Origin of the sequence: Pantoea sp. MQR6, assembly GCF_022761075.1 — a bacterium.
Classification (GTDB): domain Bacteria; phylum Pseudomonadota; class Gammaproteobacteria; order Enterobacterales; family Enterobacteriaceae; genus Pantoea; species Pantoea phytostimulans.
Genome location: NZ_JAKYXB010000003.1, coordinates 404,262 through 422,613, shown reverse-complemented (window position 1 = coordinate 422,613; position 18,352 = coordinate 404,262). Strand labels below are relative to the sequence as shown.

The window sequence follows — 18,352 nt, the reverse complement described above, 5'->3', positions numbered from 1 at the left end:
CAAGAAGCTAGCGCGCCAAACACGCATAGCTGAAGTACAGCAAACTTACTGTTTTGCCATTAAGCGCATGCGCTCTCTGACCTGCTAATCATCATCCTGATGCGCCTGCAACACGGGCAGATACCACTGTGTTGCGGCCTCAGTTATTTGTTGTAACTGTGTCTCATCTAATACCCGACACAGGCGTTGCAAATAAGGATCACCACCTTCCCCCTCGACTTGATAACCGCCCACCCACGCTTGCAGTAACCGGTTACGGGCTTTGAGTTGCGTGGCTTCGTCCGTCATCAACTGCTGGCTTTTTTTGTCGTAGCTTGCCTCTAACCAGGCGCCTCCGCTTTTGTTAAGCAACATCAACGGCTGACTCATGCCGTGGCGGAAACCTTCAACGTAATGCGCAAGCGCTTCTAACGCGGCGTCTGCGGCAATGGCGGGGAAACGCCAGCGACTGTGATTACGTCCATACATCCGGCTAGTGCCTGTTCCGCCCAATGCGCAGTAGACCAAGTGCTCCAACCACAATAACAAACCATCGTTCATATTGAGCACGCCAGGGCGCCAGCGCAACAGACCATCGCTTTGCACCTGCGTCAGCCAACCGGTTAAGGGAACATTTCCAGGTTGCAGCGTTATCTCCCAGTTTTCTCCGTCGCTACGCTGGGAGGAAACTTCTGCCGCCACTTCCTGCATCTCCTCACGCTGCGCTTGCCAGAACAGTTCGCCAAACGCGCCGTAAGGCAGATTACCCGCAGCGCGATGATGCGCATAAAGTCGCTCGGTATCGTCACCTTCAACCAGCGCATTCAGTAATTCAGCGTTGATTTGATAGCGCTCCAGGTTGTCGAGCGCAAACGGCTCGGTATCCGGCAACTCGCTATCTTCCAACCAGAAATTTACGCCCAATCGCTGATGAAACCATGCCCGAACCGGATGACGCCAGAAACGTAAAAAGGCATCCAGCGTCAGTGACTCCAGCGTTGGTACATCCAAAGGTTGAACAAAGTCTGGCTGGGGCTGACCCTCGCCCAAAGCGGCGGGCAGCCACTCACGGGCAAAGCTCTGGCTGCGAGAATCGGGCTGAAAGTTTTCTGCCGCGAAAGGCATCCGGGTATGAAGATGTTCCAGATGTGCACGCACGCGTTCGGCGCTCTCATCTAACTCACACTCTTCATCGCCGTCGAGATAAAAACTTTGCCCGATATATTCCAACAGTTCTGTGACCAGCACGGAGGGATAGCGTTCCGTATTATCCTGGATTGCCCGACCAATGTAGCTGATGTAAAGCTGGTGCTGAGCCGAAATCATCGCCTCAAGAAACAGGTAACGGTCGTCGTCACGTCGGCTGCGGTCGCCTTTACGCGACTGCTGCTGCATCAGGTCAAAACCCAGCGGTGCCAATGTTCGTGGATAAACGCCATCATTCATTCCCAACAAACAAACCACTTTGAAGGGGATTGATCGCATTGGCATCAGCGTACAAAAATTAATTGGACCCGCCAAAAAGCGCTGGCTAATCCGTTGTTGATCAAGGCGTCCACGCAGATCATCGCGCAGCAGCGTCACGGGAATCGCCTCATCAAAACGTGCACTCATCCCATACTCGATCAATTGCTTCCACTGCTCTTCAACCAACAGCAATGCCGCTTCGGCTTCTGCATCCGCACTGAAAAAGGCATTAATCATTTCACGGCACAGCGGCAACCATTCATCTAACGGACGGGATTGTGCCAGTATTTCGCGCCAGTGATTCAGTCGTGCCAGCAATTCGGCCAGATGCCCTGCCAGTTCACCCACCAGCCCGCTGGATTCGTCATAGGGCAGTATGCCTTCCCAGTCGCCATTATGGCTCTCCATGGCATAGCCCAATAACATGCGTTGCAAACCAAAGCGCCAGGTATGTTGACCGGTGATGGGCAGCGAAAGCGCTTCGACACTGGCATCATCCAGTCCCCAGCGTACGCCCGACTCGCTAACCCAACGGCGCAACAGCCGTAATCCGCTTTCATCAATGGAAAAATGGTTAGCCAGCGCGGGGACATCCAGCAGCGCCAGAATATCTTCTGAAACAAAGCGGCTGTCGGGAAGTGCCAGTAAATGAAGGAAAGCGACAATCGACGGGTGCGCCTGGCTGGCGCGGCGGTCAGAAATAGCAAACGGCAGATAACGTTCCGCCGGTGCATTAGCAAACACCGCCTGGATGAAGGGCGCATAGCTGTCGATGTCCGCCACCATCACAATGATTTCACGCGCTTTGAGGTGCGGATCGGCCTCCATCAGCGACAGCAAATGATCCTGTAACACTTCCACTTCTCGCTGAGCGCTGTGACACACCTGTATCGAAATAGAACGGTCATCAGCCTCAAGGCAGCGTTTATTACCGCTGTAGGCCAGTTCCTCAGCGTTCAAACCAATAATGGCATTGTCTTGCAGGTTAAGAAGATCGTGCTGTATGCAGTGCAGTACATTGTCTTGTTCAACATCGACAAAGGCATCAATGTCGTCGTTTGATTCCATCTGGCTAAGCAGAAAAAGATTATCGCGGCCAAGCTTGCCCCACGATGCCAAAAGCGGATTGGTGAGCTGCTGTTCGCCCGATGCGTTGAACAGCGCCGGTGCTTGTGCCGCATCGCGGAATAAACCACGCGCCTCATCGGCATCATATCGACGACGCTGACGGCTTTGCAGCTTTGCCAGAAAGGCATAATCCTGAATGTCGCCCCAATAATCGCGACATGGATTGGTGAACAGCAAATGAATATCGACGTGGCGGCTTAGCGCCTGTAACGCTTGAAGATAAACCGGCGGCAACGCCGAGATGCCGCAAATAAATACGCGCTTTGGCAAATTTTCCGGCGTACTTTGGGCCGTTTCCAGCGTCTGAATAAAACGTGCATAGAGATTAGCACGATGCCATTTCGGCTGGCCCAATGCGTCCGTATAGACGACCAAATCGCGCCACAATGCTGCCTGCCACTGCTGCGCCTCGCCTAATCCCTCAATCACTTCGCCACGTTCCCAGCGGTTAAGCCAGTCGGCGCGATACACCAGATACTGGTCAAACAGGTCCGCTACGCGTGAACTGAGCTGGAATAATTTACGCTTATCGGCGTCATCGGTGAGGTAGTGCCGCAGCGAGAGAAACTCATCCTGCTGCAATAACACCGGCAAACGGTGCATAAGCTTCCAGCTCATGCTGGCTTTGCTGAAAGCGCTTTCAACCGGAATGTCCGGCAGCACGCAAACAAACATTTCCCAGATGAAGCTGGCTGGCAGTGGGAATTCGATGTTAGCCGCAATACCAAAGGTTTGCGCCAGTTCCATTTGCAGCCACTGCGCCATACCCGGGCTTTGCACCAGCACCATCTCTGAAGCAAAAGGATCATCAAGAGGATCATGTTTAATCACCGCAGCCGCCAAAATCTTAAGAACATCAAGCTGATTAGAGTGATAAACGTGAAACATGAAAACTCCTGGTGATGGAACGAGGCATTACTGCTGTTGTGCTGTACGAATAGCGCATCAAATGCGGCGGGATAACTCTACCGCGTATCGGGATTGATGCCCATAAAAAGGGGCAATTTGCTTGCTGATACCCTAAATAATGCGAGCTGCAGAAAGAGGGTAAACTCGCTTATCGTCGGAAGCTGGCTCAGATAGGTGGGCGGCGTCACGGCAAGCGCAGCCAACGCGCGGGTAGCTTGAAGTATCAGCGCTATATTAACTGGATTAACAACGTAGCCGTGACAAGGTTGCAGAACGCTGATGCGGTCCGCTGACTTCAGCGCGCTCCAGCGTACAACCGTTTGGTCCACCGCTGCGCTGTAAGCTGCTTTGCCATCCTGTTGTTTCTCGCCCAATCAAACGTTGTCCGGCAACGCGCCAGGCTTCACGCTGCTGCCACTGCTGGCTAAAACCGAGGCTTAATGCCCGATGATACTGCAACAGCGCGCTGCTGCTTAATGCCATTAACAGCAGAGCAAATAATGCTTCTGGCAGGCTGAAGCCACCCGCATTACGGACAGAGTTCAGGTTTCGATAGCGGGCAATAATCAATCCAGCCATGCGGTAGCGCCTTGATGTGATTTTCCTGCGCCGATACCCAATGCCAGAGCGCCAGCTCGCTGCCGCTGCCTTCACCTTTGAGCAGGACATCTCCATTTTCACCTCGCATAATACAGCTACGCCAACCGTTGTTGGTTTCCTGTTGGCAATGCAACGCTTTCGTGGCGGGCCAGTTCAGCGTCATACCCCATTGCAGTGCAGACTGAGCACGCCAGAAATCCTGAATGAAATGCTGCTCATCTGCCACCAGCCCCATCCCCTGCCCTAACATTTCGCGGCTGGCATGCAGCGTGATACTTCCCATGAGTAGAATCATCAGCACCATGCCCAGAGCACTATTGCCGCGTTGATTCACAAGTTTTCGCCCTCAATCCAGCTTTCGCGTGTTTCAAGCCAGGGACCGGCGCGGCCCTGCAGCAATACTTTGATCAGCCTACCTTCCTGCGCCACGCTGAATGTTTCCACAGTAAGAAAAGCGGGATCGGAAAGTCGTTCCCAGCCGTTGCCATTGCAGGCATCAACACCACGTTGCATTTCAAGCTGATTATGCCGCAGACGATAGCCGTAATAATCGCTTTCACTGTGGTTAATCGCCTCCCATTTACCGTTGCTGTTCTCATCCCAACGTACTAACAAGCAATTGCTGGAGATCTTGATTCCATTGCCGCTGCACTCGCCGTTGCAATAACCGGCACGCCGCACTGCTTTTTCCAGCGTTGAGATCATTTGCATTAGCTCCTGCCGAAGCTGGACTCGCTGCTGCAACTTTAGATTTTCTCCCAGCAGCAGCGGCAGAAACCGCCCGGCACTGATCATCATTACCGCGCTAATTGCCATGGCGATGAGCATCTCAAGCAGGCTGAATCCGGCCATCTTCATTCACACCCCTCTTCACCAGCCTGACACACGCGAATACGGGCTCTGGCTGAAATGATGAGCCGCAACCGACCCGCTTCATTGCCGATTTCGATGCTGCCGGCCTTCGCCACATTACGTCGGCCATAAAAACCAGGCTCACCGCGAACCCCCATCAGTTTTACGCCGTTGTCAGGCACGATGAAGTGCAGTCGCTTGCCCATAACGCAGCCTTCGGGTTGCCTGGCTCCGCTGCCAATGCACCAAGGGATCGCCGTTTGCGACCACAAAATCAGGTTGCGGTTCTGCCAGTTGGCCTGCGCTCTCAAGCGCAGCAAAAAGCCCTGCAACTGCTGTGCAGTGTCACGTAATTGCTGGCGCTGCTGCCAGCGTTGCCAGCCCTGCAATGCGCCAATGCTGAGAATGCCCGCGATCACCATAACAAACAGCAGTTCAGGCAGTGTAAAACCGTAGGGGATTTTTGTTTTCATGGCGGCAGCTTGCTCGCTGTTAACCCGTCAAACAAGGGTGTCTGTCGAGTTCTGGATGAGGTTTCTCAACCTCAGCGAGGGGATTACAACGCGGGACATCGCGCTGCGAGCGAGCTCGAAAAAATGCGCAGTAAAACCATAAAAAAAGCCCCGGCGTGGTCAACAACGCCGAGGCTTGAATCTTGAAGATTAACGTTTAGATAGCGACCGGCGCTTTAATTGCAGGATGCGGATCGTAGCCTTCAATCTCGAAATCATCGAACTGATAATCAAACAGCGAAGCAGGTTTACGCTTAATTACCAGCTTTGGCAGCGGACGCGGTTCGCGGGTTAACTGCAGACGCGCCTGCTCCAGATGATTGCTATACAGGTGCGTATCGCCACCGGTCCAAACGAAATCACCCACTTCCAGATCGCACTGCTGCGCCACCATGTGCACCAACAACGCATAGCTGGCGATGTTAAACGGCAGGCCGAGGAAGATATCGCAAGAGCGTTGATACAGCTGGCAGGAGAGCTTGCCGTCTGCCACATAAAACTGGAAAAACGCATGGCAGGGTGCCAGCGCCATTTGATCCAGCTCACCAACATTCCACGCTGAAACGATAATACGACGCGAATCGGGATCGCTTTTCAGTTGTTCAACAACCTTGGTGATTTGATCAATCTCTTCACCTTTAGCCGTTCCCCAACTGCGCCATTGTTTACCGTAAACAGGGCCTAAATCGCCATTCTCGTCAGCCCACTCATCCCAAATGGAGACCTTGTTTTCTTTAAGGTAGCCAATGTTGGTATCACCCTGCAGAAACCACAACAGTTCATGAATGATAGAGCGCAGATGACACTTTTTGGTGGTCACCAGCGGAAAACCTTCTTGCAGATTGAAACGCATCTGGTGACCAAAAATTGATAACGTGCCGGTGCCGGTACGATCAGCTTTCGGCGTGCCTTCATTCAGCACATGTTGCATTAGGTCCAGATACTGTTTCATTTTTCCTCACGAAATTGTTGCTGTGGACGACGGCGATACGCCCAAATCATCATAATAATCCCGGCGACAATCATCGGTATGGAGAGAATTTGCCCCATGCTGATGCCGCCGTCGAACAGGCCAAGCTGTGAATCGGGCTGGCGGAAAAACTCCACAATAATGCGGAATGCACCATAGCCGATCAGGAATAAGCCAGACACGCTGCCCATCGGGCGCGGCTTGCGAATAAACAGGTTGAGGATGATGAACAGCACCACGCCTTCAAGAATCAGTTCGTAAAGCTGCGAGGGATGACGCGGCAGCACACCGTAAGTATTCAGCAGCGCCTGATATTGCGGGTTGGTTGCGGCCAGCGCGACATCTTCGCTGCGTGAACCCGGGAACAGCATCGCGAGTGGGAAACTGGGATCGACACGTCCCCACAACTCACCGTTGATAAAGTTACCCAGACGGCCTGCGCCCAATCCAAAAGGAATCAGCGGAGCAATAAAATCTGAAACCTGGAAGAAAGTGCGCTTAGTACGACGCGCAAACCACAGCATCACGACAATAACGCCAATCAAACCGCCATGGAACGACATGCCGCCGTCCCAGACCTTAAACAGATAAAGGGGATTTTCCAGAAACAGTGGCAGGTTATAAAACAAGACGTAACCGATACGGCCACCGAGGAACACACCCAGGAAACCCGCATAGAGCAGATTTTCCACTTCCTCTTTTTTCCAACCGCTGCCTGGCTTATTGGCGCGACGCACCGCCAGCCACATGGCGAAAATAAAACCGACCAGATACATTAAACCGTACCAGTGAAGCGAAACTGGTCCGATCGAGAAGATCACCGGATCAAATTGAGGAAATGCGATATAGCCGTTATTCATCATTCACCGTTCATTTTTCAGCCCTTAAAAAGCGGGCGACAGGCACATAAAGTAAAGGCTGCGCATAATAGCACAGCCGGTTTTGCGAATTGGCGCACAAATGTAAACGGGATTATCGGTCAGCGACCGCCACGGATCAGACCACCTAATCCACGCCGCTCCATAAATGCTGAGACCAAATGACGTACCTCAGTTGCGGTATGCGCTTTCAATCCTTGCTCACTCAGCTTCTGCACTTCTTCATAATCAAGATGGCGCAGCAGATACTTCACTCGCGGTACATTTTTACCGTTCATGCTGAGATGGTGATAACCCAACCCGACCAGCAGCGCAACGCACATCGGATCGCCAGCCATTTCACCACACAGGCAGAGCTCCAGCTTCGCTAAATGGGCTTCCTGCGCAATAGTCTGCAGCGCTCGCAGCATCGCTGGATGCAAGGAATCATAAAGGTTCGCGACGCGGGTATTATTGCGATCAACCGCTAGCAGGTATTGCGTGAGATCATTGGTACCAACAGAGACGAAATCGACACGCGATGCCAGATGCGGAATCATAAACAGCATCGACGGCACTTCAATCATGATACCAATGCGCGGTTTCGGAATGGTGTAACCCAACATCTCTTCGACTTCACGGCCGGCGCGCTCAATCAGGCGCTTTGCGTCGTCGATTTCGTCGATATGGCTAATCATCGGCAGCAAGATACTTAAATTACCGGACGCCGCGTTGGCACGCAGCATCGCCCGCACCTGCACCAGGAAGATTTCGGGCTGATCGAGCGTCAGGCGAATTCCGCGCCAGCCGAGGCAAGGGTTCTCTTCGCTGATGGGCATGTATGGCAGCTGTTTATCGGCGCCAACGTCCAACGTGCGCAGCGTCACGGGTTTGTTGTGGAACAGCTGCAACATGCCTTGATATTGCGCGACCTGCTCTTCTTCAGAAGGGAAGCCGTTTTGCAACATAAACGGAATTTCGGTGCGATACAGACCAATGCCATCAACCCAGCTGCCTAGTGCTTGTTCATGCTCGGCGCTTAAACCGGCGTTGAGCATGACCTGCACGCGTTCGCCGCTTTTCATTTCACCGGGCTGATCAACGCCACCTTCAGCCATCTTGCTCAGCGCGTTTTCTTCGCTGATTAGGCGTTGGTATTCCTGCACCAGCACCGGTTCAGGATCAATCAATATTTCGCCGCGATAGCCATCAACGATCAGCAAACGCTTATTGAGCTGATGCGGTTGGATATCCGCGCCCATGACCGTTGGAATGCCCATCGCGCGCGTCAATATGGCGGCGTGAGAATTGGCCGCGCCATCACGTACGACTACGCCAGCGATACGCTCCTGCGGCAGTTCAGCTAACGTCGTTGCAGTGAGTTCATCCGCGACCAATACAAAACGTTCCGGCCAGGCATTGGCGCCAATCAATGAATCATCAAGGTGAAACAGCAATCGTTGGCCTAACACGCGCAGATCGCCTGCCCGCTCGCGCAAATAGCTGTCGGTTAAACTGGCGAACTGCTCAGCGAACTTCTCGATTACCGTTTTAACGGCCCACTCAGCGACCGAACCGCGTTCAATCTCGTCAAAGAGATCCTTTTTCAGCCGCGCATCGGTCAACAGATGCGAATAGAGATCGAAAATCGCGGCGCTCTCTTTTTGCACGCTGGCGCTAAAGCGCTTACTGAAACGGCGGAATTCGTTGGCGGCTTCACTCATCGCCAGCGATAAGCGCTCGCGTTCCCGCTGCGTATCTAATGTTGAGGCAGCAGAAACTTGATCAAGCAGCGGCTGGGTTTCATCCACCCAACCAGGCGCTACGGCGACGCCGGGCGCAGCGGCAATTGCTTTGATCCGAGTTTGGCGAAATTGACCAAACAGCTGGCCCAGCTGTGACTGCGACAGCAGCGCTGCCATTTGCGTGGCTAGCGTGACAAGGAAAGATTCTTCGCTTTCGTCGAACTGACGATGTTCGCGCTGCTGTACGACCAACACGCCAAGCAGCTGACGACGACTGATAATCGGTACGCCGAGGAAAGAGCGATAGCGCTCTTCTTTTACCGAGGGGATAAATTTGAAGCTGGGATGGCTTTGCGCATCCGCGAGGTTGATCGGTTCGGCTAAGCGGCCAACCAGCCCAACGATGCCTTCGTCAAAAGCCAGTTTCACCGTGAGGCCACGCGGTTTTTTGAGTCCGCGCGTAGCCATCATGTAATAGCAGCGACGATCGTGATCGGCGAGGTAAACGGAACAGACTTCCGTTTGCATCGCCAAACAGATCTCATTGACCAGAATGTCGAGTGCTTCATTCAGACGCGGTGCACTCGCCACTTTTTCTACTATTTCGCGCAACTGAGTGAGCATAAAGGGCGTGGCCTATCCTCTCTTACGTCGATGGGCAGGATTATTTCGCTGCCCTGCACTCTCCTGCATAGACATCACCACGCCAGCGAATTCCTTCATTACGCGGCGATAAACATCGCGCTTAAAGGAGACAACCTGACGCACCGGATACCAAAAGCTCACCCAGCGCCAACCATCGAATTCCGGCGTGCTGCTGTGTTGCACATTAATATCCGCGTCATTACACATCAACTGCAGAAGAAACCACTTTTGTTTCTGGCCGATACATACCGGCTTTGTGTCCCAACGCACCAAACGTTTTGGCAACTTGTAGCGCAACCAGTTACGGGTAGATGCAAGTATTCGAACATCTTTACGGTGTAACCCCACTTCTTCGAACAGTTCGCGATACATCGCCTGTTCAGCGGTTTCACCAGGATTGATGCCTCCCTGAGGAAATTGCCAGGAGTGCTGTCCAAAGCGCCTGGCCCATAATACTTGTCCCTGCCTGTTACAAATTACGATACCAACATTCGGGCGGTAGCCATCATCATCGATCACCGGACTACCTCAAAGCTAAATTTGAATAGCCTGATTGTTTCACACTCCTTACAGACGGTAAACCACTGGATTAGCGGGGTGAAACGGAATAACACAGGGATAACTCACAGCGTGACCCCAAGTTATAAACAATTAAGGGTCGAAAAAAGGATCTTATTCACCTTTTCTGTGGATAGCTTTGTGCAGAACGCGGGAGTTAACTGAATAACATGTTGAGACGATTCTTATCTCACTCACTTAAAAAAACACTCACTTCTTTGATATATAAATAAAAAGAAAGTCAAAACCCCCTTTATCCACCTTAAATTTACAGGGTAAAAACCGCCAATTCTTACAATTGGTGAAAGATCCACCGCATACCTTTTTATCCACAGATAAGTGCTTAACCTTAGGCCAAACCGGTCAAAATCTGTTAACAAAACCAGAAGTCAAGGCTGTAAATGGAACCAGTGCTTGCTTTAAAGGGGTGTTATCCCATTTTTCTGTGGATAAGTAGGGTTGTGATCCTGTTCATTGTTGGTAGCAAGTTGGGATAACCTTTCGTGCAGCCTGAGACGGAGAAATAGAGGGCAGCAAAAAAGCACGATCTATCATGCTATTATGCGCACCCAATGCAGCTAATTTTTGTGGAAAAGAAACCGCCACGGAAAATTGCTCATTTTTTAACCAATTCGAGTTATTAACATGAATCATCTTCCCGGACCACCTGAAGACGAAGCGACCTTGTTGAAACGCGCCCAGGGATTGGCCGGTTTAACGCTGGAAACGCTTGCTGCAAAAGCAGACTTGCCAATGCCCGCTAACCTCAAGCGCGACAAAGGATGGGTTGGCATGCTATTGGAGAGGCATCTGGGGGCAAGCGCGGGAAGTAAAGCGGAGCAGGATTTTGCTCACCTTGGTATCGAATTAAAAACCATCCCCATTGATGCATCTGGCAAACCGCTGGAAACCACTTTTGTCTGTGTGGCACCGCTTACCGGTAACAGCGGCGTCACCTGGCTAACCAGCCATGTGCGTCATAAGCTGGCGCGGGTATTGTGGATTCCGGTTGAAGGCGAACGGACTATTCCCTTAAGTGAACGACGTGTCGGTGCTCCGCTACTGTGGAGCCCAAGTCCTGACGAAGATGAAATGCTGCGTCAGGATTGGGAAGAATTGATGGATATGATTGTGCTGGGTCAGGTCGAACGCATCACAGCACGTCACGGTGCCTGGCTACAAATACGTCCTAAGGCAGCTAACAGCAAAGCGTTGACCGAAGGCATTGGCGATCACGGCCAACCCATCCTGACATTACCGCGTGGATTTTATCTCAAGAAAAGTTTTACCGGCCCGCTGCTGGCCCGCCACTTTTTGCTTTAATGTGCTGTTCCTACCAGTGAAATGTTACATTTTGGCGAAGAGCCACCTGAAGTGATTGCGTATAATTACCGTTTACTTTTCGTTTAGGATTGAATGTACGCATGTTTGAGTGGATTGCCGATCCCAATGCCTGGCTGGCTCTGGGAACTTTGACCATTTTGGAAGTGGTGTTGGGAATTGATAACATCATTTTTCTCTCTTTAGTTGTTGCAAAACTGCCCCAACACCAGCAAGCCAGCGCACGTCGCCTCGGTTTAGTGGGTGCCATGGTGATGCGCCTGCTGTTGCTTGCGTGTATCGCCTGGGTCATAAAACTCACCCATCCCCTCTTCAGCATAATGAATCACGCCTTCTCGGCGCGTGATCTGATCTTATTGTTTGGTGGCCTGTTTCTGCTGTGGAAATCCAGCAAGGAGATTCACGAAACCATTGAAGGTGGTGAAGAAGAACAGCAAACAAATGTGCACTCCTTTTTTGGCGCGATTGTACAAATCATGATGCTTGACATCATTTTGAGCCTTGATTCTGTTATTACCGCGGTGGGCCTTTCCGATCATCTGTTCATTATGATGGCCGCCGTCGTGATTTCTGTGCTGCTGATGATGTTTGCTGCGCGCACTATTGGCGAGTTTGTGGCGCGACATCCTTCGGTAAAAATATTGGCACTCTCCTTCCTACTCTTGGTGGGCTTTACTCTGATTCTGGAAGGATTTGCCATCGATGTACCAAAAGGTTACATCTATTTCGCCATGTTCTTTGCCATCGCGGTAGAGTGCCTGAACTTATTGCGCAGCAAGAAAAAAACGGCGTAACGTTGTCAAGGGCGAGCATGCTCGCCCAATGCTTTTCGGATTCATGCGATTAACCCAGCCAGCAAAACAATTTATTACTACACTGTTTGCTGTTGATTTAGCGTGAGGACGAAGAGTGATGAAAGGGTTGGTTGGCGTACTATTTTTGGTGGTAACCGCAGCGACATTAAGCGGATGCAGTTCAGATTATGTGATGGCGACGAAAGATGGTCGAATGATCATGACCGAAGGCAAACCGGCCATTGATAAAGAAACCGGGCTGGTGCAATACACCGATCAGTCAGGACATGATATGCAGATTAACGGTGATGAGGTCTCGACCATCATTGAGCGTTAAGTGCGAAATTACGTAGCCTGCCGCAAATTCCCCGCTGGCAGGCAATTTCCCCGAATTTCCCCCCTTCCTTCCCCGCTGTTGCTCGCGCTATAGTCCTTGAGGACACAACATTCCATTCCATAAAGAAAAAGGAAGCCGGCAATGCATTATCACCGTATCCCCCACAGCACGCTGGAAGTGAGTCAGTTGGGATTGGGAACTATGACGTTTGGTGAGCAAAACAGCGAAGCCGACGCCCATGCTCAGCTGGATTTGGCGGTTAGTTCCGGCATCAACTTAATTGATACCGCCGAGATGTACCCGGTGCCGCCGCGCCCGGAAACCCAGGGTTTAACCGAAAGCTACATTGGCAGCTGGCTGAAAAAGCGTGGCAGCCGTGACAAAATCATTCTGGCCAGTAAAGTTTCGGGTCCTTCGCGTGGCAATGATGCGTCGATTCGTCCGAACATGGCGCTGGATCGTAAAAACATCCGTGAAGCGCTGGAAGCCAGCCTGAAACGCCTGAACACCGATTACCTCGATCTTTATCAACTGCACTGGCCGCAGCGCCAAACCAACTATTTTGGCAAACTCGGCTATCACTACAGCGACAACACCGCATCGGTAACGCTGCTTGAGACGCTTGAAGCTTTAACGGAGCAGGTGCGCGCCGGTAAAATTCGTTATATCGGGGTATCAAACGAAACGGCATGGGGCGTGATGCGCTATCTGCAACTGGCTGAAAAGCATGAGCTGCCACGTATCGTTTCCATACAAAACCCGTACAGTTTGCTGAACCGCAGTTTTGAAGTGGGTTTGGCGGAAATCAGCCAGCATGAAGGCGTGGAGCTTTTGGCTTACTCCAGCCTGGCGTTCGGGACATTGAGCGGTAAATACCTCAACGGTGCTAAACCGGCAGGCGCACGTAATACGCTGTTTAGCCGCTTTACGCGCTACAGCAGCGAGCAGTCAGAAAAAGCGATTGCGGAATATGTGGAACTGGCGAAAAAGCACCAGCTGGATCCCTCCCAAATGGCGCTGGCTTACGTGCGTCAGCAGCCATTTGTGGCCAGCACCTTGTTGGGGGCCACCACGCTAGATCAGTTGAAAACCAACATCGACAGCTTCAACCTGACGCTGAGTACCGACGTGTTAGAAGAGTTAGAAATAATTCATCGCCGCTATACTTATCCGGCACCGTAATGCTTATTTGCCAGCTGCGGCTTCGTGGCTGGCAATTCATTCTCCAGTCAAAGCGCGGGTATATAGCCGCACCGATTTATTCGGATATTCCAGCGCGTCGCCCGCGGGTATCCAGCCAAAGCGTTCGTAATAGTCACCAAAAGTGGACCACAACCATAAATGCGGATAGCCACGTGCCTGCGCGAACTCAATGACATGTTGTTGTAACGCTGCACTTAACCCTTTGCCGCGTGCGTGTTCATCCACATACAACGCTGCCAGCCAGGGAAACAGATCTTGCCGACTGATCAAATCGCAACGCCAGAACCCCGCCGTACCCAGCGCTTTTCCCGCCTCAACCGCCACGAAAGTGATGGGAAACTCTGCGCCCGTCATGCTGCTGGCGACAATGCTGGCAAAAAAATCCCGACTGTTCTCTTCACCGAATGCGCGCCATTGCCACTCAATAATCTGTTCAGCAAAATGCGGTACTGCGCTGAGTGGCAGGATTTCCATCACATTAGCTTCCCTTGAAAAATCGGCACTGATTCAAACAGAAAACCGTCGAAGTCTGGCGCATCGGCATCAGAGAGCTCCAGCAAAGTGTTTTTCACATTTTCCAGATGCTGCCAGGTTGCCTGCCAGGAACCCATCACGTCACGACGGCGCAGCGCAGCAAGAATGGTTTGGTGATCGCCAAGCCATTTTAGACGGTAAGCGCGGGTTTCGAATTGCGGGCGCAGTTGTTGCCACAGCGGGCTGCTATCGTGATGGCGCCAGATGCTGGTTACGGTATCGAGCAGCATCTGATTTTGACTGGCCCCCGCCAGCAGCAGATGAAACAGCTTGTCATTATCCTGGCTGCTGTCGTTGGCGGCGATAGCGCGTTGCTCTTGTTCCAATGTGCGACGCAGGTTTTCAATATCCGCTTTGGTGGCCATTTTGGCGGCAAAGGCAGCAATGTTACTTTCCAGCAGTTGCCGTGCCTGCAACATTTCAAAGGGGCCGACATCACTGCGGAAAAAAGCCTCTTCTTCGTCATCGCTGGCGGAGGGAATGCGCATCACATACACGCCGGAACTTTGGCGGATATCAACGGTGCCCTCCAGCTCCAACATCAGCAAGGCTTCACGGACGATGGTGCGGCTAACGCCCCAGGTTTCGGCCAGCTGACGCTCGGGCGGCAAGCGCGATCCCACGGGATAATGACCTTCACTGATTTGCTGACGCAAATGCTGACCAATTTCCTGATACTGTTTTTTTTCTTGTGGCGCTACGGCTTTATCCACGCTGTCACCCTTAACAATCAATGCGCTGAGGATATCGCCGCCTCCCTTGTGCGGCAATATCAGCGAACCCTGCGAGAAGGCTCACAAACTGAGGCTCAGTGTATCAAAGCCAGCGCCTGATCGAGTACCTTTGCACCGTTTAGGGTGCCATAAGCGACGGTATCAATCACCGCAATCGGTAACTGGTAGCTGTCAGTAAGCTTTTTGTTCTCTTCCAGCTTGAAGCGCACTTGCGGTCCCAGCAGCACCGCCACCACTTCATTACCGTAATTTTGTAGTTCTTCTCGCAGGTTCTGTTCAGGAATCGCATAGATTTCAAATTCCAGACCGCGTGCGGTGGCTTCTTTTTCCATGCGCGTCACCACCATTGAGGTCGACATGCCTGCTGCGCAGGCCAATACGATACGTTTCATCGTCTGTTCCTTCTGTTATTTGGGCTGATCATCAAGGGTCAAGGTAAGTTGCTGGCTGTCGCGTAACTGGCGAAACCAGTGCGCGGACTTTTTCATGCGGCGCTGGCGCTGATTATCCAAATCGATCTCAATCAAGCCGTAGCGGTTTTTAAAGGCATTCATCGGCGATACGTTGTCAGTAAATGCCCACAGCATGTAGCCCTGACAGTTGATCCCTGCTTCATGAGCGCGGATCGCCTGATAAAGATGCTCGCTGATAAAGTCGATGCGGTAATCATCCTGCACTTCGCCTTCGGCATTTTTAAACTGCGCTTCGTTCTCAATTCCCATTCCGTTCTCGGCAACAAACCACGGCACGTTGCCATACTCATCACGCATCCGCAGCGCCATATCCCAGATGATGCGCGGCTGGATCTCCCACCCGCGTGAACTGTTCATGCGTCGGCCCGGCAGCGCGAAATGTTCGTAGTAACAGGCAGGATGGAACGGCGTGTCAGGATGCCAGGCGTGCGACGGCGCTTTAACGCGATGCGGATAATAGAGATTCAGCCCAACCTCATCGACGGTGTTGGCAGCGATAATCGCCAGCTCTTCCTGCGTCACATCCCACTTCACTTGATGCTTGTCCAGCAGCGCTAACAGCTCCGCCGGGTATTCCCCTTTAAGCGCCGGATCAAGAAACACCCGGTTGTAGAAGAGATCGTAGATATTCGCTGCTTTTACGTCATGCGGTGCAGAAGAGCGTGGATAGGTGACTTCTGGATTCAAAATAGTGCCAATGCTGCCGCTGTAACCCTGTTCGCGAAACAGCTTTACCACCTTCGCCGTGGCGAGATTTTTGTGATGATTCCACTGCATCCATTTGTGGGTGTTCTGTTCATAAGGCCAACGCAGCGCATCAAGGTAGACGCGGGTTTGCACTACAATCGGCTCATTGAATACAAACCAGCGCGTCACCTTACCGGCATAGCGTTTAAACACCTGCTCGGCATAGCGAGTAAACAGCTCAACCACATGTTTTGACTGCCATCCACCATATTGCTCCAGCAAGATCGCTGGCAGTTCATAGTGTTCAAGGCACAACATGAGTTCAACGCCCTGCCGCTGCATCTCATCAATCAATTGATCGTAATAGGCAGCGTATTCTTCATCCACCGTGGCGTTTTCATAATCCGTCAGAAAGCGCGACCAGTTGATTGAGGTGCGATAATGCGTCAGTCCGGTAGCCTTCATCAACGCGACATCTTCACGAAAGCGATGGATAAAATCCGTGGCGACGGCTGGCCCATAACCGTTGTGCCAGACATCACGATCGTTCTGATACCAGGCATCCAGCCACGAATCCTGCCCAGGCTTTTTGCCGCTCCAGCCTTCGGTTTGCCAGGCCGAAGCCGCCGCGCCCAGAATAAAATCTTGCGGCACCTTAAGGGTCAACTTACTCATGACATCTCCTGTGAGTTTTGCGCCAGTTCAGGCTGCCTGTTTTTGGCTTCTGCAGCTTCTGCACGTCGCGACGCCACTTTGACAAACGGCAGATAAATCAGCACCGAAACCAAAATGCAGACGATTTGCGTCACTACCGCACCCATTGAACCGGCAGTCGACAGCCACGCATTAATGATCGGCGGCGTAGTCCACGGCACCATCACCACGGCTTTTCCGGCAAAACCCATCACCGTAGCGAAATAGCCAATTGAGCCGGTGACCAGCGGTGTAATAATGAAAGGAATGGCCAGGATCGGATTGAGCATTATCGGCATACCAAAGATCACCGGCTCATTGATGTTGAAGATACCTGGCCCAAACGACAGCTTGGCGATTTCACGCATCTCTTTGCGCTTGGTGGCAATCATGACTGCGGTTAACAAGCCGATCGTTAGGCCCGATCCGCCAATACTCATATAGACATCCCAGAACGGCATAGTGATGATATTCGGGGCTTCAATGCCTTGCTCAAAGGCGTTCATATTGACCAGAATCGCTCCTAACAGCAGCGGCTCGCGGATCGGTTTCACCATCTGATTTCCGTGAATACCGATGACCCAAAACAGCTGTGCGACAAACATTAGAATCAAGATGCCCCACAGGCTCTGTACCACCGATTCCAGCGGTTGCTGTACCACTTTGTAGACCGCGTCATACAGATAGAGCCCGGTAATGCGGTGGAAAATAAAGCCGAAAGTTGCCACCAGCGTGACGGTGAATATTGACGGAATCAGCGCTGAAAATGAGGCAGCGACATTGGGCGGCACGGTGTCCGGCATCTTGATTTTCAGACGTTCAACCCTTTCCAGTCGGCAATAAATCTCCACCGACAGGATGGCGATAAACATGCCGAGAAACAGACTTTTCGTGTCCGAAAACTGTTTCGCCAGCACATCTGTGACCAGCTGCATTTCGCCATTGACCATCATCTGCAAGGTGGTTGGCGTAACCGAGATAAAACAGATAATCGCCAGCAGACCGGGAAACAGTGTTTTCACACCATTGATGCGGCCCAGTTCTATCCCGATCAAGAACACCGCGCCAATATTCAGGAAACTGAGCGTGGCGTAATTGATACTGCTGGTAATCGGTTTGAGATCCGCCAGAAACGACAGCGCGGCGAAGCTGGCTAAACCATTTTTGCTGTCGAGCACCATGTTGGAGATCAGCACTGAGAAAGCGCCGACGATGATCACTGGCATTAACGTTATGAAGGAAGCTTTGATCGCCATGATGTAGCGATAACTGTTGAAGCGTGTGGCAAAGCTTCCCAGAGAATCGATAAGACGGTCCTGTAAAGACATGGGTCA

At 52.0% G+C, this 18,352-nt stretch carries 18 protein-coding genes; 4 read left to right on the top strand and 14 right to left on the bottom strand.

All coding sequences use genetic code 11. The annotated features are described in order from the left end of the window. Positions 1-84: 84 nt before the first annotated feature. The 9 genes from recC to rppH all read right to left on the bottom strand — a co-directional run bounded on the left by recC (position 85) and on the right by rppH (position 10,183). The gene (gene recC / locus MUG06_RS14790) at positions 85-3,462 is read right to left on the bottom strand and encodes an exodeoxyribonuclease V subunit gamma (protein ID WP_243079049.1); all 3,378 of its coding nucleotides are present in this window, start codon (positions 3,460-3,462) and stop codon (positions 85-87) included. A gap of 264 nt (positions 3,463-3,726) precedes the next feature. Then, positions 3,727-4,062: a prepilin-type N-terminal cleavage/methylation domain-containing protein gene (locus tag MUG06_RS14785; RefSeq protein WP_243079048.1), complete on the bottom strand. Its 336-nt coding sequence runs from the start codon at positions 4,060-4,062 to the stop codon at positions 3,727-3,729. Then, positions 4,013-4,417, bottom strand: a complete 405-nt coding sequence (locus MUG06_RS14780) for a DUF2509 family protein (protein ID WP_215845721.1) — start codon at positions 4,415-4,417, stop codon at positions 4,013-4,015. Before MUG06_RS14780 ends, MUG06_RS14785 begins: the two co-directional genes overlap by 50 nt. Then, complete coding sequence (locus tag MUG06_RS14775; RefSeq protein WP_243079047.1) at positions 4,414-4,941, bottom strand: prepilin peptidase-dependent protein; 528 nt, start codon at positions 4,939-4,941, stop codon at positions 4,414-4,416. The genes MUG06_RS14780 and MUG06_RS14775 overlap by 4 nt, the downstream gene beginning before the upstream one ends. After that, complete coding sequence (locus tag MUG06_RS14770) at positions 4,938-5,408, bottom strand: prepilin-type N-terminal cleavage/methylation domain-containing protein (protein WP_215845719.1); 471 nt, start codon at positions 5,406-5,408, stop codon at positions 4,938-4,940. Before MUG06_RS14770 ends, MUG06_RS14775 begins: the two co-directional genes overlap by 4 nt. 196 nt (positions 5,409-5,604) lie before the next feature. After that, positions 5,605-6,399: a thymidylate synthase gene (thyA, locus tag MUG06_RS14765; RefSeq protein ID WP_215845718.1), complete on the bottom strand. Its 795-nt coding sequence runs from the start codon at positions 6,397-6,399 to the stop codon at positions 5,605-5,607. Beyond that, positions 6,396-7,277 carry a prolipoprotein diacylglyceryl transferase gene (lgt, locus tag MUG06_RS14760; RefSeq protein WP_243079103.1) on the bottom strand — a complete coding sequence of 294 codons (882 nt, stop codon included), beginning with the start codon at positions 7,275-7,277 and terminating at the stop codon, positions 6,396-6,398. Before lgt ends, thyA begins: the two co-directional genes overlap by 4 nt. A gap of 119 nt (positions 7,278-7,396) precedes the next feature. After that, the gene (ptsP, locus tag MUG06_RS14755) at positions 7,397-9,643 is read right to left on the bottom strand and encodes a phosphoenolpyruvate--protein phosphotransferase (protein WP_215845717.1); all 2,247 of its coding nucleotides are present in this window, start codon (positions 9,641-9,643) and stop codon (positions 7,397-7,399) included. A gap of 12 nt (positions 9,644-9,655) precedes the next feature. Further along, positions 9,656-10,183, bottom strand: coding sequence for an RNA pyrophosphohydrolase (rppH, locus tag MUG06_RS14750; protein WP_009087042.1), 528 nt, complete (start codon positions 10,181-10,183; stop codon positions 9,656-9,658). 684 nt (positions 10,184-10,867) lie between these two features. Here rppH and mutH point away from each other — a divergent pair. The 4 genes from mutH (at position 10,868) to MUG06_RS14730 (ending at position 13,876) form a co-directional block, all read left to right on the top strand. Continuing rightward, positions 10,868-11,545, top strand: a complete 678-nt coding sequence (mutH, locus tag MUG06_RS14745; RefSeq protein WP_215845716.1) for a DNA mismatch repair endonuclease MutH — start codon at positions 10,868-10,870, stop codon at positions 11,543-11,545. 101 nt (positions 11,546-11,646) lie between these two features. Then, the gene (locus MUG06_RS14740) at positions 11,647-12,357 is read left to right on the top strand and encodes a TerC family protein (RefSeq protein WP_243079046.1); all 711 of its coding nucleotides are present in this window, start codon (positions 11,647-11,649) and stop codon (positions 12,355-12,357) included. A gap of 118 nt (positions 12,358-12,475) precedes the next feature. Then, positions 12,476-12,694 carry a YgdI/YgdR family lipoprotein gene (locus tag MUG06_RS14735; RefSeq protein WP_215845714.1) on the top strand — a complete coding sequence of 73 codons (219 nt, stop codon included), beginning with the start codon at positions 12,476-12,478 and terminating at the stop codon, positions 12,692-12,694. A 141-nt stretch (positions 12,695-12,835) separates the two neighbouring features. After that, positions 12,836-13,876, top strand: a complete 1,041-nt coding sequence (locus tag MUG06_RS14730) for an NADP(H)-dependent aldo-keto reductase (protein ID WP_215845713.1) — start codon at positions 12,836-12,838, stop codon at positions 13,874-13,876. Positions 13,877-13,912: 36 nt separating this feature from the next. On the opposite strand, the gene MUG06_RS14725 is transcribed toward MUG06_RS14730, so the two are convergent. From MUG06_RS14725 to MUG06_RS14705, 5 genes are all read right to left on the bottom strand, one after another. Continuing rightward, on the bottom strand, positions 13,913-14,371 hold the full coding sequence (locus MUG06_RS14725) for a GNAT family N-acetyltransferase (RefSeq protein WP_215848225.1): 459 nt from the start codon (positions 14,369-14,371) through the stop codon (positions 13,913-13,915). Beyond that, positions 14,371-15,144, bottom strand: a complete 774-nt coding sequence (locus MUG06_RS14720) for an FCD domain-containing protein (RefSeq protein ID WP_243079102.1) — start codon at positions 15,142-15,144, stop codon at positions 14,371-14,373. The genes MUG06_RS14725 and MUG06_RS14720 overlap by 1 nt, the downstream gene beginning before the upstream one ends. Before the next feature lie 95 nt (positions 15,145-15,239). Beyond that, a complete protein-coding gene (locus MUG06_RS14715; RefSeq protein WP_215845712.1) occupies positions 15,240-15,557 on the bottom strand; it encodes a PTS sugar transporter subunit IIB in 318 nt (105 codons plus the stop codon). A 15-nt stretch (positions 15,558-15,572) separates the two neighbouring features. Further along, positions 15,573-17,000, bottom strand: coding sequence for a glycoside hydrolase family 1 protein (locus tag MUG06_RS14710; protein ID WP_243079045.1), 1,428 nt, complete (start codon positions 16,998-17,000; stop codon positions 15,573-15,575). Continuing rightward, on the bottom strand, positions 16,997-18,346 hold the full coding sequence (locus MUG06_RS14705) for a PTS transporter subunit EIIC (protein WP_243079044.1): 1,350 nt from the start codon (positions 18,344-18,346) through the stop codon (positions 16,997-16,999). Before MUG06_RS14705 ends, MUG06_RS14710 begins: the two co-directional genes overlap by 4 nt. Positions 18,347-18,352: the final 6 nt, after the last annotated feature.